Genomic DNA, 14,259 nt, shown 5'->3' with positions numbered 1-14,259 from the left:
CTGCCTTCGGCGGCTACAACACTCATCCGATGATCGACCCGACATGACCCAAGCACTTATCGAACTGTCCAACCTGGGCTTCAACTGGCCCGGTCATCCACCATTACTGGACATCCCGGACTTTCGCCTGGAAGTCGGCGAAACCCTGTTCCTCAAGGGCCCCAGCGGCAGCGGCAAGACCACCCTGCTGGGCCTGCTGGGCGGCGTGCAGAAACCCAACCAGGGCAGCATCCGCCTGCTGGGCCAGGAGCTGACCGAGCTTTCGGCCGGCGCCCGCGACCGCTTTCGCGTCGATCACACCGGCTACATCTTCCAGCAGTTCAACCTGCTGCCGTTTCTCTCGGTGCGCGAGAACGTCGAGCTGCCCTGCCACTTCTCCAAGCTACGGGCCGGCCGCGCCGCACAGCGCCACGGCAGCGTCGACCAGGCCGCAGCCACCCTGCTGGCCCACCTGGGGCTGAAGGATCCGGAACTGCTCGGTCGCCGCGCCGATTCGCTATCCATCGGCCAGCAGCAACGGGTCGCCGCAGCCCGGGCGTTGATCGGCCAGCCGGAACTGGTGATTGCCGACGAGCCGACCTCGGCGCTGGACCACGACGCCCGGGAAGCCTTCCTCCAGTTGCTGTTCGCCGAATGCCGCGAAGCCGGGGCCAGCCTGCTGTTCGTCAGCCACGACCAGAGCCTGGCAGCGCTGTTCGATCGCAACCTGTCGCTGGCCGAACTCAATCGCGCCGCCAAGCCCGCAGAGGTCTGAGATGTATCTGTTCCGTCTAGCCATGGCCAGCCTGGCTAACCGTCGCTTTACCGCAATCCTCACCGCCTTCGCCATTGCCCTCTCGGTCTGCCTGCTGCTGGCGGTGGAGCGGGTGCGCACCGAAACCCGGGCCAGCTTCGCCAGCACCATCAGTGGCACCGACCTGATCGTCGGCGCCCGCTCCGGTTCGGTGAACCTGCTGCTGTACTCGGTATTCCGCATCGGCAACGCCACCAACAACATTCGCTGGGACAGCTTCGAGCATTTCGCCAGCAACCCGAAGGTGAAGTGGGCGATCCCGATTTCCCTGGGCGACTCCCACCGCGGCTACCGGGTGATGGGCACCACTGACGCCTACTTCCAGCACTACCAGTACGGTCACCAGCAGAACCTGCAACTGGCGGTGGGCCGGGCCTTCGCCAGCGACCCCTTCGAGGTGGTGCTGGGGGCCGAAGTCGCCGAAGCCTTGCACTACAAGCTGGGGGACAAGCTGGTACTGGCCCACGGCGTGGCGGCCATCAGCCTGGTCAAGCACGACGACAAGCCCTTCACCGTGGTCGGCATCCTCAAGCGCACCGGCACTCCGGTGGACCGCACCCTGCACATCAGCCTGGGCGGCATGGAGGCGATTCATATCGACTGGCACAACGGCGTGCCGGCCCGTGGCGAGGGGCGCATCAGCGCCGACCAGGCGCGCAACATGGACCTGACGCCCCAGGCCATCACCGCCTTCATGCTGGGCCTCAACAGCAAGATCTCGACCTTCGCCCTGCAACGGGAGATCAACGAATTCCGCGGCGAGCCGATGCTGGCGATCCTGCCCGGCGTGGCCCTGCAGGAGCTCTGGAGCCTGATGGGCACCGCCGAGAAAGCCTTGTTCGTGGTGTCGCTGTTCGTGGTCCTGACCGGCCTGATCGGCATGCTCACGGCGATCCTCACCAGCCTCAATGAGCGCCGGCGGGAGATGGCCATCCTGCGCTCGGTGGGCGCGCGCCCCTGGCACATTGCGACCCTGCTGATCTTCGAAGCCTTCGCCCTGGCGCTGTTCGGGGTGCTGGCCGGGCTCGGCCTGCTGTACCTGGGCATCGCCCTGGCCCAGGGCTACGTGCAGTCCAATTACGGCCTGTACCTGCCACTGTCCTGGCCCAGCCAGTATGAGTGGACGCTGCTGGGCGGTATTCTGATTGCCGCGCTGCTGATGGGCAGCGTGCCGGCCTGGCGCGCCTACCGGCAATCCCTGGCCGATGGCCTGTCGATTCGTTTATGAGCCCTGGTTTATGAAGACCCAACGCTTGCTGCGCTCTGTGCTTGCCCTGTCGCTGCTGTTCAGCTCGCCGCTGTGGGCGGCGGGCGCTCCGAAGGACCTGACCTGGTCGGAAATGATCCCGCCGGACGCGCCGCCGGAAGTGCCGAACATGAAGCCGCTGCACGACCTGTCGCAGATGAGCGATGCGCTGGCCGCCGAATCGGCCCCGGCCGCCAAGCAGGACCTGCCCAATGCACCGGTGGTGAAGAGCCTCGATGGTCAATCGGTACGCCTGCCCGGCTACATCGTGCCCCTGGAAGTGAACGAGGAAGGGCGCACCACCGACTTCCTGCTGGTGCCCTACTTCGGCGCCTGCATCCACGTACCGCCACCGCCGTCGAACCAGATCGTCCACGTCACCAGCGAAGTCGGGGTGAAGCTCGATGAGCTGTACCAACCGTACTGGATCGAAGGCGACATGCAGGTCAAACCCTCCACCAGCGAGCTGGCGGATGCCGGCTACCAGATGGCGGCGCAGAAGATCTACGTCTACGAGTTGCCGGAGTAAAAGAGTGCGCGCGAGCGACGCCCGGGGAACGTCAAAAGAGTGCGGGGCAAAAGAATAGTTCACCCCGCCAACCGGGGTTTGCCATTTCATTGAGCTGAGTCAAGGTGGTCAACTTGACGATCCTTACCATTGGACATAGCCAATTTGAATCGTCCTTTGGAGCTCCCATGCACAAGTCTCTGCTTAGCGCCTCCCTGATCGCGCTCGCACTCGCCGCCCCGATTGCCAACGCCCACGAAGCCGGTGACATCATCGTTCGTGCTGGTGCGATTACCGTCAAACCCAAAGCCAACAGCTCCGACGTCAAGGTCGACAGCGGCCCACTGGCTGGCGCCAACCTGGGCGGCAAGGCGACCATGGACAGCGACACTCAGTTGGGCTTGAACTTCGCCTACATGCTGACCAACAACATCGGTATCGAGTTGCTGGCCGCCACCCCGTTCGAACACGACGTGAAGATCCGCAATACGTCCCTGGCTCCGGCCAACGGCAAGCTCGGTACTCTCAAGCACCTGCCACCGACCCTGAGCGTGGTGTACTACCCACTGGACCACAAGTCGGTGTTCCAACCCTACGTCGGTGCCGGTATCAACTACACCTGGATCTACGACGAGCACGTCGGCAGCCGCGCCCAGTCCGAAGGTTTCGACAACTTCCGCGCCAAGAACTCCTGGGGCCTGGCCTGGCAGATCGGTGCCGACTACATGCTGACCGACAACATCATGATCAACGCCCAGGCACGCTACATCGACATCGATACCCGCGCCTACGTGGACAACAACGCCCTGGCCGCCGGCACTCGTGCCAAGGTCAATGTGGACGTCGACCCATGGGTCTACATGGTGGGCCTGGGTTACAAGTTCTAAACCCGCCAGCAATAAAAAAGGCGCCTTGCGAGGCGCCTTTTTCATGTGCGTGTTTTCCCTCAGCGCCCCATCAGGCGGGCGAGGCCGACGCTCATCGGGGTCGGCTCGGGGAACTTGAAGCGCTGCAGCAAGCGCTGGTTGGCAGCCCGCGAATGACGGATATCGCCCGCCCGGGCCGGGCCATAGCTGATGGGTGGCAAGGCACCCACCACCTCGGCCAGGGCCGCGAGCATCTGCTTGAGGGTCGTGGCCTGGTTCAAGCCAACGTTGACCGCCCCCACTTCCAACTGCGGTGCCTCGATGGCCTGCACCAGCACCTGCACCAGATCGCCGACGTAGACGAAATCCCGGGTCTGCTCGCCATCGCCGAACACGGTGATCGGCAAGCCTTGCTGGGCCCGTTCGCTGAAGATGCTGATCACCCCGGAATAGGGCGAAGACGGATCCTGGCGCGGACCGAAGATGTTGAAGAAGCGGAAGATCGCCGGTTCCAGCCCGTGCTGGCGCCGGTAGAAATCCAGGTAATACTCGCTGGCCAGTTTGTCCGAGGCATAAGGGGTCAGCGGGGCCTTGGCCGTGTCCTCGTCGATGGACTGGCCTTCACCGTTGTTGCCATAGACCGCGGCGCTGGAAGCGAACAGCACTCGCTTGACGCCGTGCTCACGCATGGCCTCGCAGACATTCAGGGTGCCGATGAAATTGCTCTGGTGGGTCTGTACCGGGTCGTCCACCGAGGCCTGCACCGAAGCCACCGCTGCCAGGTGCGCCACAGCGCAGCAGCCTTGCATGGCCTGGCTGACCAGCGACGCATCGGCCACATTGCCCTCGATCAGTTCGACCCGCGGATCAGCCAACGGCAGGTTGCTCGGTTTGCCGGTGGACAAGTCGTCCAGCACCCGCACCGCGTAGCCCTTGGCGAGCAGGGCATCGGCCAGGTGCGAGCCAATGAAACCGGCACCGCCGGTGATCAATACGAGGCCTTCAGCCATGACGATAAAACCTATCCAGTAAAGCCGGGAGCGCGGCACGCCAGGCGCGCGGCTTGATCCCGAAGGTATGAAGGATTTTCTTGCAGGCCAGTACTGCGTGCTGCGGTTCTTCGGCGGCATCGGCGCTGGCGGCATGGGCCTGGGCGGTGGGCGCCTCGATGGCCAGCGGGTGCAATTGCCGGGCTTCGGTCAGCACCGCCTGCCCCAGGGCCAGGGGCGTGGTCGCTTCCTGGCCGGCGTAGTGGTAAGTGCCCCAAAGCGGCGCGGCGCAATCGAGCTGCTTGAGCACCGAGATGATCACCCGCGCGGCATCGTCCACCGGGGTCGGATTACCCCGCCGGTCGTCGGCCATCAACAGTTCGTCCGGGGATTCGGCCCGGGCCAGGAAACGCCCGAGAATGCCGTCCGGGCTGTCATCCAGCAGCCAGCCGAAACGCAGCAGCACGTGCTGCGGGCAGGTGGCACGAACGCTTTGCTCGATCCGCCACAGGGCCTGGCCGCGCAGGCCCAGGGGCACCGGCTCGTCCTTTTCGCTGTAGGCAGTCGCCCGGGAGCCGTCGAACACCCGGTAGCTCGAAGGTTGCAGGAGAATGATGTTGTGATGCCGGCACAGCTCTGCCAGGCGCTCGACCGCCCGCTCCTGGCCGCTCAAGCGCCCCTCGCTCACACTCTCCGCCTGAAACCAGTCGAAGTAGTAAGCCAGGTTGATCAAGGCATCCGGGCGGGTGTCGTCGAGCAGTTGCGTAAGGCTCGCGGCATCCCAGCCGTCTTGCGGCGGACGGGGGGCGAGGAAACCGATGTCTTCCTCCGCACCCAGGCGAATCAGCGCCTGCCCAAGGGCATTTCCGCCGCCCAGTAACATAAGGCGCATTCGCATAGAGTCAGCAGGCCCAGTCTGTTCAGAACGATGGTTGGAGTCGGCCAGCCCCTCGGGGCTGGCCGCCGATAATTGCCGGAATCGTTGCATTTTGCGGGTTTGTGGCGCAAGCGTCACTCAGAAAGTGTCGAGGCCCCATGGAATCAACGGTGCTTGCAAGTTGCCGGGAGCGGCCGCATAAATCCATCCATGAACCTTGCCCAATCCGTGAATCCGGTGCTGGACGGCTTCCACCCCGCTGTCAGCACTTGGTTCAAGCATACCTTTGCCGCTGTGACCCCGGCCCAGGCCCGCGCCTGGCCGCTGATCGCCCAGCGCCGTTCGACCCTGATCGCCGCGCCCACCGGCTCCGGCAAGACCCTGACCGCCTTTCTCGCGGTGATCGATGACCTGGTGCGCCAGGGGCTGGCCGGCGGTGGCCAGCTGCCGGACGCCACCCTGGTGGTGTATGTGTCGCCACTCAAGGCCTTGAGCAATGACATTCAGATCAACCTGCAGCAGCCACTGGCAGGCATCACCGAGCAATTGCGCCGCATGGGCTTGCCGGAACTGTCCATCAGCACCGCGGTGCGCACCGGCGATACCCCGCAGAAAGACCGCAACGCCATGCGCAAGAGCGCGCCGCAGATCCTCGTCACCACCCCGGAATCCCTCTACGTGCTGCTGGGTTCGGATTCCGGGCGCAGGATGCTGGCTAGCACCCGCAGCGTGATCGTCGACGAAATCCACGCCCTGGCCGGCAGCAAGCGCGGCAGCCACCTGGCCTTGAGCCTGGAACGCCTGCAGGCTTTGTGCGCCGAACCCTTGCTGCGCATCGGTCTGTCCGCCACGCAGAAGCCCATCGAAGCCGTGTCGCGCTTTCTGGTGGGCCACGGCCGCCCCTGCGAAATCGTCGATATCGGCCACGCCCGGCCCCGGGACCTGGACATCGAAGTGCCGCCGGTGCCGCTGTCGGCGGTCATGGCCAATGACGTCTGGGAGCTGGTGTACGAACGCCTCGCCAACCTGGCCCGGGAACACCGCACCACGCTGATATTCGTCAACACCCGGCGCCTGGCCGAACGCCTGGCCCGCCACCTCAGCGAGCGCCTGGGCAAGCAGGCGGTGGCCGCGCACCACGGCAGCCTGGCCAAGGAGCAGCGCCTGGAAGCCGAGCAGCGGCTCAAGGCCGGCGACCTGCAAGTGCTGATCGCCACCGCTTCCCTGGAGCTGGGGATCGATATCGGTGATGTCGACCTGGTGTGCCAGATCGGCTCGCCGCGCTCGATCTCGGCCTTCCTGCAGCGGGTCGGCCGCTCCGGTCACCAGGTGGGCGGCACGCCCAAGGGCCGGTTGTTCGCCCTGACCCGCGACGATCTGATCGAATGCGCCGCCCTGCTCGACTGCGTGCGCCGGGGCGAACTGGACAGGCTACTGATACCCCATGCCCCCCTGGATGTGCTGGCCCAGCAGATCGTCGCTGAAGTCAGCTGCCAGGAGTGGTCGGAAGCCGCGCTGCTGGACATGCTGCGCAAGGCCACGCCCTACGCCGACCTGGATCAGGCCCACTACCAGGCGCTGTTGCAGATGCTCGCCGAGGGCTTCAATGGACGCCAGGGCCTGCGCAGCGCCTACCTGCACCGCGACGCCCTGGCCCGCACCCTGCGCGGCCGTCGAGGCGCCCAACTGACCGCGCTGACCAGCGGCGGGACCATCCCCGACAACGCCGACTACAGCGTGCTTCTAGAGCCCCAGGGGCTGAACATTGGCAGCGTCAACGAAGACTTCGCCGTGGAAAGCATCGCCGGCGACGTGTTCCAGCTGGGCAACACCTCCTACCGCATCCTGCGGGTGGAAACCGGCAAGGTGCGGGTCGAGGATGCCCAGGGCCAGCCGCCGAACATTCCCTTCTGGCTCGGCGAAGCCCCCGGGCGCAGCGCCGAACTCTCCAGTGCCGTGGCGCGCCTGCTGGCCCAGCTCGACGAATTGCTCGGCGCCACGCCCGGCCAGTTGCAAGCGGCCATCCACTGGTTGCACCACGAACTGGGACTGAACCTGGCCAGCGCCGAGCAACTGGTGGATTACCTGGCACCGGCGCGCCTGGCCCTGGGCGCCCTGCCGTCCCAGGACACGCTGATCATGGAGCGCTTCTTCGACGAGTCCGGCGGCACCCAACTGGTGATCCACAGCCCCTTCGGCAGCCGCATCAACCGCGCCTGGGGCCTGGCCCTGCGCAAGCGTTTCTGCCGCACCTTCAATTTCGAACTGCAGGCCGCCGCCAGCGAGGACGCGATCGTCCTTTCCCTGTCCACCAGCCACAGCTTCGCCCTGGACGAGGTCTGGCGTTACCTGCACAGCAACAGCGCCGAACACATCCTGGTCCAGGCGCTGCTGGACGCACCGCTGTTCGGCGTACGCTGGCGCTGGAACGCGGGGGTGGCCCTGGCCCTGCCGCGCTACAGCGGCGGGCGCAAAGTGCCGCCGCAGATCCAGCGCATGAAAAGCGAAGACCTGATCGCCAGCGTGTTTCCCGACCAGATCGCCTGCCTGGAAAACCTGGCCGGCGAGCGCGAGATTCCCGACCATCCACTGGTGGAGCAGACCCTCGACGACTGCCTGCACGAAGCCATGGACAGCGAAGGCTGGTTGAACCTGCTGCGGCGCATGGAACAGGGCCAGGTGCGCCTGCTCAGCCGCGAACTGCCGGCGCCCTCGCCCCTGGCGGCGGAAATCCTCAGCGCCAAGCCCTACACCTTTCTCGATGACGCGCCCCTGGAGGAACGCCGTACCCAGGCGGTGCTGGCCCGACGCTGGAGCGACCCGCAAGCCACCGACGACCTGGGCGCCCTGGATGCCGAAGCGATTGCCGCGGTGGCCGCCGAAGCCTGGCCAGCCCCGGCCAGTGCCGATGAAATGCACGAAGCGCTGATGAGCCTGGCCTGTATCAGCGAAGCCGAGGCCCAAGCCAACCTCCACTGGCCCGAGTGGCTGCAAGCCCTTTCCAGCCAGGGCCGCGCCTGCCGCTTGCAGGCCGGCCCGGGCGGCGGCTTGTGGCTGGCCCTGGAGCGCATCTGCTGTCTGCGGGCGCTGTACCCTCAGGCCGCCTTGCACCCCGCGCTACAACCGGTGCCCGGTTTCGACCAGGCCTGGGAGGAACAGCCGGCCCTGGTGGAGCTGATTCGCGCCCGCCTCAGCGGCTTCGCCCCCCTGACCCTGGCGCAGATCGCCGCGCCCCTGGGCCTGCCCGCTTCCAGCATCCACCAGGCGCTGATCCAGCTGGAGAGCGAAGGTTATGTGCTGCGGGGGCGCTTCAGCCCCGGCGGCGATGAAGAACAATGGTGCGAACGTCACCTGCTGGCGCGGATCCACCGCTATACGGTGAAGCGCCTGCGCCGGGAAATCGAACCGGTGGCCTTGCAGGATTTCATGCGCTTTCTGTTCGACTGGCAGCACCTGTCGCCGGGTACCCAGGGCCAGGGCAGCGCCATGCTGGCCGAGGTGGTCGCGCAATTCGAAGGCTACCCCGCAGCGGCCTCGGCCTGGGACAGCGACCTGCTGCCGGCGCGCCTGAAGGATTACTCCGCCACTTGGCTGGATGACCTGTGCCGCAGCGGCAAGGTGGTCTGGAGCCGGATCAACAGCAGCGGCAAGATCGCCGGCAGCGCCCTGCGCAGCACCCCCATCGTGTTGCTGCCCCGGGCCCGCGTGGCGCTCTGGAACGCCCTGACCTGCCCCATCGACAGCAGTGACTTGTCACCCAAGGCGCAGAAGGTTCACGCCGTACTGAGCCAGCTGGGCGCACTGTTTTTCGATGAACTGCTGCAGGAAGCCCACCTGCTGCGCAGCGAACTGGAAACCGTGCTGCAGGAACTGGTGGGCGCCGGATGGGTGAATGCCGACAGCTTCGCCGGGCTGCGGGCCCTGATCACCCCGGCCAGCAAGCGCCAGAACCGCAGCAGCCGACGGGGTCGCGGCGCCTTCGTCGGAGGAATGGACGACGCGGGGCGTTGGGCCTTGTTGCGCCGCGCCGCCAGCGAGGATAGCGCCGCCACCCTGGAGCACGTGGCCATGACCCTGCTACGCCGCTATGGCGTGGTGTTCTGGCGCCTGCTGGAGCGCGAGGCCGACTGGCTGCCCAGCTGGCGCGATCTGCTGCGTACCTTCCATCGCCTGGAAGCCCGCGGAGACATTCGCGGCGGGCGCTTCGTCAGCGGCCTGGCCGGCGAGCAGTTCGCCCTGCCGGAAGCCATCCCGCTGCTGCGCGAAGTGCGCCGCCGGCCCCATGACGGCAGCCTGATCGCGGTGTGCGGCGTGGACCCGCTGAACCTTGCCGGGACCCTGCTGCCCGGGCCCAAGGTCCCGGCCCTGAGCGGCAACCGCCTGGTGTTCCGCGACGGCCTGCCGGCGGCTGCCGACATCGGCGGCACCCAGCACCTGTGGCTGGAGCTGGACCCCCAGGCCGCCCAGGCCCTGCGCAACAAGCTCATCCGGCACTGACCTCCCCCCGTAGGAGCCGGCTTGCCGGCGAAAAGGCCCGTAAGCCCTGCGCCAGATCCAGCGGCCTCTTCGCTGGCAAGCCAGCTCCTACACAGGCAGCAGGTGCCCTTCCAGACAATCCACCCCCCCTCATAGGAGTCGGCTTGCCGGCGAAAGGGCCCGTGAGCCCTGCGCCATATCCAGCGGCCTCTTCGCTGGCAAGCCAGCTCCTAAACAGGCAGCAGGCGCCCTTCCAGACAATCCACGCCCACCCTCGTAGGAGCCGGCTTGCCGGCGAAAGGGCCCGTGAGCCCTGCGCCATATCCGCCGGCCCTTACGCTGGCCGTCGTTGCACACTCATTGCGGGCGGGGGGATTCGGGGAGCAGCAGCGCCGAGTCGTCCTGTTCCGGTTCGTCTTCAGGAACCCGCCGCGCCGGCAACACCACCGGTTGTGGGTAAGTCTGGGCGAAGTGCACCCAGGGGCAGTTATCCACAAGCTTTTTCAAGCGCTGGTTGAAGGCCCGGCTCACCGCGTACTGGCCGCCGGACACCGTGCGGAACTGGGCCGTCAGCACCACGCCATTGAGGTCCATCTTGTCCACCCCGAACACGTCCAGGCCGCCTTGCAGGTTGTAGCGCAGGAAGCTGTCCTCGCTGATGGAGCGCCCGGCTTCGCGAATCAGTTCGATGGCCTTGTCGACATCGGTGTCGTAGGTGAACTGCACCGAGAAGAAGGCATAGGCGAACTGCCGCGACTGGTTGGTGACCGCCTTGATCTGGCCGAACGGCACCGAGTGCACGAAACCCTTGCCGTCGCGCAGGCGCAGGGTGCGGATGGTCAGGCCCTCGACGGTGCCGGCATGGCCGGAGTCGAGCACCACCCAGTCACCAATGGACAGGGTGTCTTCGATGATGATGAACAGGCCGGTGATCACGTCCTGCACCAGTTGCTGGGAACCGAAGCCGATGGCCAGGCCCACTACCCCGGCACCGGCCAGCAGCGGCGCGACGTTGATCCCCAGGTTGGCCATGGTGGTGATCGCGCAGATCACCACCAGGATGATTTTGATCGCATTGCGCAGCAGCGGCAGGATGGTCTTGACCCGGGTACTGGGCTGACGCGCCGAACGCTTGTTGGCCGGTGGCTTGAGGGCCTCCTGGATCGCCGTGTCGAGCACCACCCACAGCAGCCAGGTCACCAGGAAGATCAGGCCGATGCTGCTCAGGGAGTCGCTGATGGCCCGGCCCACGGTATTGCGCTGGGCGAACTCGAACAGCGAGATCCCCCAGATGCGCCCGAGGATCTCGATGAAGGCGATGGCCATGACGATCCGCAGCAGGGCGTGCAACAGACTCAGAAAACGCTCCTTGTAGGCGCTGCTGCGTTGAATCGTCTGGGCGCTACGGGACTTGAACAGGTGCTGCAGCACGGTGCTGAGGAACACTGTGGCGATCAGCAGCACGGTGGTCAGCAAGGCGCAGCGCAGGGCCTGCTGGCTGTCTTCGCCGGCACCGATCAGGCTCACCGCCGAGACCAGCACCATCAGCAGGATCGGCCAGTACCAGAGCCCGGAAAAGATCCGCAGCGACTCCTGCAACGCCGGCTGTTTCAGACGCTGGACCAGGGAGCGGTTGCGGATCAGGTGCGCCACCGGCCGGCGCAGGCGGATCACCAGCACCGCGAAGATCAGCGAGGCCAGCAGGCCGGTGAACACCGCCACGCTGCTGGTGATATTGCCCCCCAGCTGGCGGGCGATCTGCGGGCTGGTCAGGGCATCGCTGAGGGCCGCAAGGAAACCGATCAGAAACAGCGGTTTCGGGCAGTAGCCACGGATGATCCGCACCGCGGGCCGCTTGTGCCCGACGTTGAACATCACGATCAGGCATAACAGCACCGAGGTCGAGACGATGCCGCTGCTGGTGGCGTAGGCCAGGCACAGGGCCAGCGCCCGCCCTACCGAACCGTTCAGGGAATGGCTGGCGTAAAGCGTCAACGGCAGGCAGACCAAGGCCGGCAAGGTGTAAGGCAGCAGGTATTCCAACAGGCCCTGGCCTCGGGGCCGGGCTTGCAGCCAGGGCCGCTGGCTCAGCCGCCGTACCAGCAGCCCACCCAGCACCGTGAGCAGGGCGAAGCTGCCCAGCCAGGTGCCGGACAAGGTGAGGAAATCCCCGGCCACGCTCCAGCCCGAACGGTCCGAGGGCTGGTTCACCAGGCGCCCCACTTCGTCCGCCGCGCGGTCGGCCCGCAGGCGCCAGGCGTCGATCAGGTTTTCATTGAGGTCGAGCTTGTCCTGGACATCGTCGATGCTCGAACTGATGGCGCCCAGCAGGCCGCCTTCCACCAGCAGTTCGGGCTTGGCCGGGGCCGGGGGTGTTGTAGCGGTGGTAGCGGCGCTCAGCTCGCTGCTGCCCAGAACGAGCAGCACCCCGAGCAAGATCGCGGTCTTGAAATTCAACACAACGCAGGGCTCCTTCAGCAGGGTCTGTAAGGAACTGATCAGCAAACGTCCGGCAAGTTCGCTTCAACTGCCCCATGGGTCACACGCGCTGACCCAAAGCGTCTTCGCTATCGATGCGCCCGGACAGTGGCCGGCCACTGGACTGGCCGCAGCCGGGTTACGGCAACCGGCCCGCAGCAGCTGAGGTGGCACCGAAGCGATTGCGGTATTCGCTGGGCGCCAGCCCGGTGATTTTCCGGAACAGACTGCGAAAGGTGGCAGGGTCCTGATAACCCACGGTCCAGGCGATGTGGTCGATGCTGCCGTTGGTGAACTCCAGCAGTTCCCGGGCCTTGCCCACCCGCAGATGCTGGCAGTACTGGGTGGGCTTGAGGCCGGTGGCCGCCCGGAAGCGTCGCAGCAAGGTGCGCGGCTCAAGCCCCGCCTGCTGAGCCATTACCGGCAGCGAAACATCCACCGCGCCATTGGCCTGCAGCCAGTGCTGGAGCTTGAGAATCGCCCCGTCGCCATGGCTGAGGATCGGCGCGAAATTGCTGCCGCACTGGCTCGCGCTGGCACTGTGCTCCATCACCAGAAAACGCGCCGTGGCACTGGCGATGCTCGGCCCCAGCAAGCGGTTCACCAGGCGCAGACCAAGCTCTGCCCAGGCCATCAGCCCGGCGCTGGTGATCAGGTCGCCGTCATCGACGATGGGTTTTTCCGCTTCCAGGCGCACCTGTGGATAACGCTCGGCGAAGGCCTGGGCCGAGGTCCAGTGGGTGGTGGCGCTGCGGCCATCGAGCAGGCCGCTTTCGGCCAGCAGGATCGAGCCCACGCAGACCCCGCCCAGGGTGGCTCCGGCGGCGTGCTGCTGGCGTAGCCAGTTCATCAGGGCGGGAGATGACTGATGGCTTGAGAAGCCCGCCAGAGAAGGCGGGATCAATACCGCCAGCAAGGCCCCGGGGGCTTCGGCCAGGCTGTCGTGGACCCGCACCGGAGGCCGTTCGCCGGTGGCCTGCCAGTGGCTGACGCGCAACCGCGGCAACTGCGCCTGGGGCTGTTCGCCGGCAATCCGATTGGCCACCTCGAACAAGTCGCTCAGGCCATGTACCGCCGCCATCTGCACGCCGGGATAGAGCAATACCCCCAATTCGGCGTGCGTGCCTTGAATGCCCACTGTCAGTTTTCCCCCGGTTAATGTCGGTGCGGCCAATCCTCGAAGGAACGACCGGCAGAGATACTGACCACGTCAATCACTCACCCGCAGGTATGACCCATGGCCAGACAGGCACTCATCGTAATCGATATCCAGAACGACTACTTCGCCGACGGCAAGTGGCCCCTGATCGGCGTCGACGCCGCGGCGGACAACGCCGCCCGGCTGATCCAGGCATTTCGCCAGAACGCCGAACCCGTGGTGCACATCCGCCACGAATTCACCTCCGACGACGCCCCCTTCTTCACCCCCGGTTCCCCAGGAGCGCAGTTGCACCCCAAGGTACAGAACCACGCCGATGAGCCGGTGGTGCTCAAGCACTTCGTCAACGCGTTCCGCGACACCGACCTGCAATCGCTGCTTACGCAGCAGGGCATCGAGGAACTGGTGATCGTCGGCAACATGAGCCACATGTGTGTGGAAGGCACGGCCCGGGCCGCTGCCGACCTGGGCTACCCGGTCAAGGTGATCCATGACGCCTGCGCCACTCTCGACCTGGAGTTCGCGGGCCAGCGCGTGCCCGCCGCCCAGGTGCAAAGTGCGGTGATGGCGGCACTGGCGTTCGCCTATGCCAGCGTGCTGTCCACCGAGCAATTTCTGGCGGCTGGGCAGCCCCCTGCGGCTTGATCACCGCACCTGCATGGCACAGGGCATTTCCCGGATTTAAGTTCTCCGCTGTTTGCCGAGAGTTTAATAGCGGGAAATGCCAATAGTTGCAGGATCGACAAGTTAACCGCCAAATGTACGAATGATTCTTGTTACCAAAAAAGCAAGCCCCAGCAATCGACTCGAACAACTCTTATAGAGCAACTAAAAAACCTCCAGATTAATAAGCAAGCCATTAAATAG

The 14,259-nt window shown here is 65.7% G+C and carries 10 protein-coding genes; 6 read left to right on the top strand and 4 right to left on the bottom strand.

What is annotated here, in order from left to right; translation table 11 throughout:
• The first annotated feature begins 43 nt into the window (after positions 1-43).
• The 4 genes from KCG88_RS29140 (at position 44) to KCG88_RS29125 (ending at position 3,434) form a co-directional block, all read left to right on the top strand.
• Positions 44-754 carry an ABC transporter ATP-binding protein gene (locus KCG88_RS29140; protein ID WP_019093216.1) on the top strand — a complete coding sequence of 237 codons (711 nt, stop codon included), beginning with the start codon at positions 44-46 and terminating at the stop codon, positions 752-754.
• A gap of 1 nt (position 755) precedes the next feature.
• Positions 756-2,021 (top strand): ABC transporter permease, encoded by a 1,266-nt coding sequence (locus tag KCG88_RS29135; protein ID WP_047289519.1) that lies wholly within the window; start codon positions 756-758, stop codon positions 2,019-2,021.
• A 25-nt stretch (positions 2,022-2,046) separates the two neighbouring features.
• On the top strand, positions 2,047-2,568 hold the full coding sequence (locus tag KCG88_RS29130) for a DUF3299 domain-containing protein (RefSeq protein WP_047337937.1): 522 nt from the start codon (positions 2,047-2,049) through the stop codon (positions 2,566-2,568).
• A gap of 167 nt (positions 2,569-2,735) precedes the next feature.
• Positions 2,736-3,434, top strand: coding sequence for an OmpW family outer membrane protein (locus KCG88_RS29125; RefSeq protein ID WP_011063748.1), 699 nt, complete (start codon positions 2,736-2,738; stop codon positions 3,432-3,434).
• A gap of 59 nt (positions 3,435-3,493) precedes the next feature.
• Here KCG88_RS29125 and KCG88_RS29120 read toward each other — a convergent pair whose 3' ends face one another.
• Both KCG88_RS29120 and KCG88_RS29115 read right to left on the bottom strand, forming a co-directional pair.
• A complete protein-coding gene (locus tag KCG88_RS29120) occupies positions 3,494-4,423 on the bottom strand; it encodes an NAD-dependent epimerase/dehydratase family protein (protein ID WP_047289520.1) in 930 nt (309 codons plus the stop codon).
• On the bottom strand, positions 4,416-5,300 hold the full coding sequence (locus KCG88_RS29115) for a sugar nucleotide-binding protein (RefSeq protein WP_210713651.1): 885 nt from the start codon (positions 5,298-5,300) through the stop codon (positions 4,416-4,418). Before KCG88_RS29115 ends, KCG88_RS29120 begins: the two co-directional genes overlap by 8 nt.
• Before the next feature lie 189 nt (positions 5,301-5,489).
• On the opposite strand from KCG88_RS29115, the gene KCG88_RS29110 reads away from it, so the two are divergent.
• Positions 5,490-9,776, top strand: coding sequence for a DEAD/DEAH box helicase (locus tag KCG88_RS29110; protein WP_210713650.1), 4,287 nt, complete (start codon positions 5,490-5,492; stop codon positions 9,774-9,776).
• Positions 9,777-10,112: 336 nt separating this feature from the next.
• Here KCG88_RS29110 and KCG88_RS29105 read toward each other — a convergent pair whose 3' ends face one another.
• A complete protein-coding gene (locus KCG88_RS29105; RefSeq protein ID WP_210713649.1) occupies positions 10,113-12,215 on the bottom strand; it encodes a mechanosensitive ion channel domain-containing protein in 2,103 nt (700 codons plus the stop codon).
• Positions 12,216-12,372: 157 nt separating this feature from the next.
• Positions 12,373-13,371 (bottom strand): GlxA family transcriptional regulator, encoded by a 999-nt coding sequence (locus tag KCG88_RS29100; RefSeq protein WP_210713648.1) that lies wholly within the window; start codon positions 13,369-13,371, stop codon positions 12,373-12,375.
• A 99-nt stretch (positions 13,372-13,470) separates the two neighbouring features.
• On the opposite strand from KCG88_RS29100, the gene KCG88_RS29095 reads away from it, so the two are divergent.
• A complete protein-coding gene (locus KCG88_RS29095) occupies positions 13,471-14,037 on the top strand; it encodes a cysteine hydrolase family protein (RefSeq protein ID WP_047289524.1) in 567 nt (188 codons plus the stop codon).
• Positions 14,038-14,259 lie beyond the last annotated feature (222 nt).

The organism is Pseudomonas sp. MWU349 (assembly GCF_017947325.1).
Taxonomy (GTDB): Bacteria; Pseudomonadota; Gammaproteobacteria; order Pseudomonadales; family Pseudomonadaceae; genus Aquipseudomonas; species Aquipseudomonas protegens.
Note: the sequence above shows the minus strand (reverse complement) of the source record. Positions and strands in the feature narration are given on the sequence as shown.

Coding starts and splice junctions, on each gene's coding strand:
- KCG88_RS29140 (WP_019093216.1), top strand. CDS start 44: ATGACCCAAGCACTTATCGAACTGTCCAACCTGGGCTTCAACTGGCCC.
- KCG88_RS29135 (WP_047289519.1), top strand. CDS start 756: ATGTATCTGTTCCGTCTAGCCATGGCCAGCCTGGCTAACCGTCGCTTT.
- KCG88_RS29125 (WP_011063748.1), top strand. CDS start 2,736: ATGCACAAGTCTCTGCTTAGCGCCTCCCTGATCGCGCTCGCACTCGCC.
- KCG88_RS29120 (WP_047289520.1), bottom strand. CDS start 4,423: ATGGCTGAAGGCCTCGTATTGATCACCGGCGGTGCCGGTTTCATTGGC.
- KCG88_RS29115 (WP_210713651.1), bottom strand. CDS start 5,300: ATGCGAATGCGCCTTATGTTACTGGGCGGCGGAAATGCCCTTGGGCAG.
- KCG88_RS29110 (WP_210713650.1), top strand. CDS start 5,490: ATGAACCTTGCCCAATCCGTGAATCCGGTGCTGGACGGCTTCCACCCC.
- KCG88_RS29095 (WP_047289524.1), top strand. CDS start 13,471: ATGGCCAGACAGGCACTCATCGTAATCGATATCCAGAACGACTACTTC.